The organism is Paenibacillus sp. AR247 (assembly GCF_002968895.1).
GTDB lineage: Bacteria > Bacillota > Bacilli > Paenibacillales > Paenibacillaceae > Paenibacillus_AQ > Paenibacillus_AQ favisporus.
In genome coordinates, this window is record NZ_PCZT01000018.1 from 116,955 (window position 1) to 122,374 (window position 5,420).

Consider the following 5,420-nt stretch of genomic DNA (forward strand, 5'->3'; position numbering starts at 1 on the left):
GTTCATCCCGCAGGTATGGAACATGTGGAAGAACGGCGCTCCGATCAAGACCTATCTGAAAGACGCACCTTATTACGTACCGGGCTCCATGCCGTCGATCTTCTTTAATTTCTCGAAAAAAGGGCTGGATAACCCGGACGTCCGCCGCGCGATCGCGATGAGCATCGATTATAAGAAAATTTCCGACCTCGCGATGAGCGGCTACTCCGCCGCGATGCAGCCGTCCCTGACGCTGAACACGGACGCGGAGTCCAAATACGTCGATCAGGCTGCGATCAAATCGCTGCAGTGGACGACCGACGTCAAGGCGGCCAACGAGCTGCTCGACAGCATCGGCGCCAAAAAAGGCAAGGACGGCATCCGTGTGCTGAACGGCACCCGCCTCGGGCCATTTGAAGTGGAATGCCCGTACGGCTGGTCCGACTGGAATGCGGCGCTGGAGATCGTGGCCCAGAGCGCCAAAGCGATCGGCATCGAAATCCGCACCAAGTTCCCGGAAGCGCCGGTATGGACGAACGACCTGCAAACCGGTAAGTTCGACATAATCATGAACACACCTGCGGGCGGCGTCAATCCGAGCCAGCCGTGGAGCAGAGCGCACGGCGTCAATCCGAGCCAGCCGTGGAGCAGAGCGCATGACATCATGTATTCCAAGGAAGTGGCTCCACTCGGCGAAATGGCGTTCTGGAACTGGGGCCGTTACAAAAACGACAAGGCCGACCAAATTATCGACAAAATTCCGAGCGTCACCGATCAGGCCGAACTCAAAACCTTGTACACGGATTTGACGAAAATCTGGCTGACCGACATTCCGTCCATTCCGCTCATGTACCGTCCGTGGGTGTTCCATACGGTCAATGAATCGGTATGGAAAGGCTTCCCCGTCGACGGAGACGGAAGCAACATTCCTCCGCAAATCGCCATGGACGGGGCGGGCATCCGGGCGCTGTACCAGATCCACAACTAAGCCCAAGGAAGCGGCCTGCATGGGAGGCTCCCGGCACTGCCGGAGCGCCATGCGGGCCCTCTTTTCCAAGACGCATCCACCGCAGATCCAAAGATCAAGGGAGGGACCTTCTTGAATGCCTATGCCAAATATTTCGTAAAAAAGCTGTTCTGGTACCTGGTGACGCTCGTCATTGCCGTTTCCCTGAATTTTTTTCTTCCGCGCATGATCGAGGGGAACCCCGTCGCCATGATCGTCTCACAGATGACCAAAGGGATGACGGACAGCGATACGATCAAACGGGTCTATGAGACGTTCATTCAGGAGTTTGGTGTTGACAAGCCGCTCTGGCAGCAGTTTCTGATCTATGTCCAAAACCTGTTTACCGGCAATCTCGGCACCTCGTTCGGCCTGTATCCGAAAAAGGTGACGGACATCCTCGCTTCAGCGGTGCCGTGGACGATCGGCCTGCAGCTACCGGCGATTCTGGTAGGCTGGATTCTGGGCAACGTGCTCGGAGCCGTGGCTGCATATAAAAAAGGCGTGTTCGACAAGGTGATTTTTCCGGTAGCCCTGTTCGTGAACTCGATCCCCTTTTTTACGCTGGCGATCATCATGCTGTACGTATTCGCCCTGACGCTGGGGTGGTTCCCGCTGTCCGGAGGGTATGATTTTCAAATGATTCCGCAGCTCAGCTTCGAATTTATCGGCTCGGTCATCCGCCACCATACGCTGCCGTTCCTCTCGATCGTGCTTGTCACCATCGGCGGCCAGGCGATCGGGATGCGGGAGATGTCCATTTACGAGCTGAATGCCGACTATGTGCTGTACAGCAAGCTGCTCGGGATCCGCGATTCGCGCATTTCCAGATACGTGTTCCGGAACGCCATGCTTCCACAAATTACCGGACTGGCCTTGTCCATTGGCACGATGGTGGGCGGTTCGCTCATCTGCGAAATCGTGTTCAGCTACCCGGGCATCGGCACCTGGCTGTTTACGGCCATCCGCCAGCTCGATTATCCGCTCATTTCCGGCTGTACGCTGCTGATCGCACTCTCTGTTCTGCTGGCTAACTTTACGATTGATATCATTTACGGTTTTATCGATCCGCGGATCAAAGCCTCGCAAATGGAGGACCAGTAATATGAAAAACTCCTTCAACATTCTCATCAAGTCCCCCAAATTCATGCTGGGGGCGGGAATATTCATCGTTATGCTGGCGCTGGTGCTCATCTTCCCGATGATCAACAAAAAGGATCCGCTGGAGATGATCGCCCTGGCGTTTCAGCCGCCGAGTTCGCAGCTGTGGCTCGGTTCGGACAATTTCGGGCGGGATCTGTTCCTGGAGCTGATGTACGGCATCCAGACCTCGATCCGGGTCGGTCTCATCGCAGGCGTGTTCGCCACGGCCATCGGACTCATTATCGGCCTTGCTTCCGGTTACATCGGCGGTATCGTGGATAACTTGCTGACGTCGATCACGAACATTTTTATCGTCATTCCGTCGTTTATTATTCTGATCCTCATCTCGGTCAGCATCAACTCGCGCAGCTCGCTCGTGACGGCGATCATTATCGGCATCACCAGCTGGCCGTGGACGGCCCGGGCCGTCCGGGCGCAGACCAGCTCGCTCCGCAACCGGGACCATGTCCATATCGCCAAAATATCCGGACACAGCACGCCCCGGATCATCGTTTTTGAAATTTTGCCCTACATCGCGTCCTACGTCGTCATGGCGTTTGTGCTGCAGACCGCGTCCGGCATTCTGTCGGAGGCCTCCATTTCGATGCTGGGGCTCGGGCCGTACAACACGATCTCCCTCGGCATTATCATGAACTGGGCGCTCGTTTTCGAGGCGCCGGTGGCGGGGGCATGGTGGGCGTTTATCCCCGCGGCACTGTCAATCGCGCTGATCACGTTCTCGCTGTATATGATGAACACGGGCATGGACGAAATTTTTAATCCGAAAATAAGGAGCTAGGCCGATGACCACAAACATTTTGGAAGTTAGCGGACTGAAAACCTATTATAAAACCCGGCTTAAGGAAAAAGTGTTTGCCGTCGACGGTGTCGATTTCGTGCTGGAAGAAGGGAAGACGCTCGGCATCGCCGGCGAATCGGGCTGCGGCAAGTCGACGCTGGCGCTGAGCCTGATGGGATTTTATTTTCCGCCGCTCCATTACGGCAGCGGTTCGATCCAAATCCACGGCCGCGACATTATGAAGCTGAGCAAGGAGCAGCTGCGCACGCAAATATCCGGGCGGGAAATCGCGTATATTCCCCAGGCGGCCATGAATGCCCTCAATCCGACTCTGCGGATCATCCGCTTTATTGAGGATATCATGAAGGAGCACCGGCCAGAGCTCACCAAGAAGCAGGTGTGGGACATGGCCGTCGAGCGGTTTGAAACGCTGAACCTGTCGCCAAAGGTGCTGCGCTCGTATCCGAATGAGCTCTCCGGGGGCATGAAACAACGGACGGTCATTGCGATTTCCACCATTCTAAATCCGAAGGTGCTGATCGCCGACGAACCGACATCCGCGCTGGATGTGACGTCGCAGAAGGCCGTCATCAAGCTGATGAAGGACCTGCTCGACAAGCAGTTCATCCGCTCGCTGGTATTCATCACGCATGAGCTGCCGCTCTTGTACCACGTCACCGACGACATTATGGTCATGTACGCGGGAGAAATCGTGGAGCGCGGCACGGCCGATCAGATGATCTTTGATCCGCTTCATCCGTATACGAAGAAGCTGATGGGTTCCATCATCGTTCCGGAGGAGGGGATGAAGGGGCACAAGCTGGCGGCCATTCCGGGCACGCCACCGAATTTGAAGCATGTGCCTGCCGGCTGCCGGTTTGCCGAGCGGTGCTCTTACGCCCAGGATATTTGCAGGGAAAACAATGTGGCGGTGCAGGAAGTGGACGGCCGCCAGTACCGGTGCCATTTTGACACAGGAACGCTGAAGGAGTGGTATGCGAATGAGCAGTCGTCGGCAGAGGCATTACAAAAGTATTCGGGTACGGGGCGGCCAAAACGACCGCGGTCGATACGGTGGACTTCGATTTTCATAAAGGCGAAATCATTTCCATCGTCGGCGAGAGCGGCAGCGGCAAAACCACCCTTGCCAAAATCATCATGGGTCTCTTAAAGGAGTCGGGGGGCAGCATCGATTACAAAGGACAACCGAGAGTGCTGCGCCGCCATGCCGACCGGAAAAAGTACTGGAAAGACATTCAGGCGATTTTTCAGGACCCGTTCTCGTCCTTTAACCTGTTCCAGCGGGTAGAGAAGCTGCTGCTCAGCTGCATCCGGCTGCAGGGGCTGAAGCTTACCAAGGATGAGCAGTTCAATAAAATGAAAGAGGCCTGCTCTTTCGTCAACCTGAAGTTCGAGGAGCTGTACAACAAGTATCCGTTCGAGCTGTCCGGCGGGCAGATGCAGCGGCTCATGATCGCCCGGATTTTTATGCTTCACCCGAAGGTACTGATCGCGGATGAGCCCACCTCAATGGTCGACGCCTGCTCCCGGTCCACCATTCTCGACATGCTGCTGAAGCTGAGGGATGAGAACGAGATGACGATTATTTTCATCACGCACGACGTCGGGCTCGCCTATTACGTGAGCGACACGATCTACATCATGGAGAAGGGCCAAATCGTCGAGAGGGGACCGGCCGAGGACATTATCCTGAACCCGCAGCACGCCTATACGAGGCAGCTCATCAGCGACGTGCCGAAAATCCATACGGCCTGGGATTTGGGCTAGGTTACATCGGCGCCGTGTAGCGGCCGCCTTCCTGCACGACGCGAAATGCGCCGCCGTCCTGCTGCAGCACCGCCAGGTTCGATCCTTCCGAGCCCCACCATTCATACCCAAGCGTATAGCCTGGCCCGGATCGGGTGACAAATAAGACGTGGAACAGCTTCGGGTCCATCTGCCCGCCGTCGTCGACGCGCCAGGTGGAGCTCGGGTCATCCGTTCCTTCAAAATCGTGAAACAGCAGCGTATCCGGGGTGATCAGTACAAGGCTGGCCAGCGGCTTGCCGCCATCCTTGTCGTACTGGACGATACCCAGCTGCACGTCAGGGGCGATTTGTCCGATAAGCCCCTGGCTGTGGATGTTCCGGCCTTTGGCTTGCTTGATCCGGGCCGTTGCCTCCTTGGGCAGGCTTCCCTCCGCATGCTCCACCTGCAGAAATTCATGCCCGGCAAAAGCGTCTTTTTGCGCGAGAACGACGCCTGCGTCCGGATCCGCTGGAACTACCGGAGAAGAGAGGCGGAACAAATCGCCTTCATCATGGTCGAAATTGTACCGGCTCTGCCTTCCGTTATCCTGATCCGACCGGGCCTGATGCTTCGTGAAGCGGATGTCGGTCAGCTCGCCCGGCGCGATGACCACTTGTGTAAACTGCTCCCGCGGTGTTTGCTGCTTGCCTTCCGGGCGCTGCAAGATCCGGCTGCCGGCGGCGT

General features: G+C 56.6%; 6 protein-coding genes. 5 read left to right on the forward strand and 1 reads right to left on the reverse strand.

Annotated elements, in window-relative coordinates:
• The 5 genes from CPT76_RS26265 to CPT76_RS26285 form a co-directional block, all read left to right on the forward strand.
• Positions 1-967: ABC transporter substrate-binding protein (locus tag CPT76_RS26265; RefSeq protein WP_258168817.1), on the forward strand; the 967-nt coding region annotated here is incomplete at its 5' end.
• A 111-nt stretch (positions 968-1,078) separates the two neighbouring features.
• Positions 1,079-2,089 (forward strand): ABC transporter permease, encoded by a 1,011-nt coding sequence (locus tag CPT76_RS26270; RefSeq protein ID WP_076173597.1) that lies wholly within the window; start codon positions 1,079-1,081, stop codon positions 2,087-2,089.
• A 1-nt stretch (position 2,090) separates the two neighbouring features.
• Positions 2,091-2,927 (forward strand): ABC transporter permease, encoded by an 837-nt coding sequence (locus CPT76_RS26275; RefSeq protein WP_089548533.1) that lies wholly within the window; start codon positions 2,091-2,093, stop codon positions 2,925-2,927.
• 4 nt (positions 2,928-2,931) lie between these two features.
• Positions 2,932-4,098: an ABC transporter ATP-binding protein gene (locus CPT76_RS26280; protein ID WP_105445009.1), complete on the forward strand. Its 1,167-nt coding sequence runs from the start codon at positions 2,932-2,934 to the stop codon at positions 4,096-4,098.
• The gene (locus CPT76_RS26285) at positions 4,002-4,715 is read left to right on the forward strand and encodes an ABC transporter ATP-binding protein (RefSeq protein WP_105445091.1); all 714 of its coding nucleotides are present in this window, start codon (positions 4,002-4,004) and stop codon (positions 4,713-4,715) included. The genes CPT76_RS26280 and CPT76_RS26285 overlap by 97 nt, the downstream gene beginning before the upstream one ends.
• A gap of 1 nt (position 4,716) precedes the next feature.
• Here the strand turns inward: CPT76_RS26285 and CPT76_RS26290 are convergent.
• A partial coding sequence (locus tag CPT76_RS26290) for a hypothetical protein (protein ID WP_181153052.1) occupies positions 4,717-5,420 on the reverse strand: 704 nt, incomplete at its 5' end.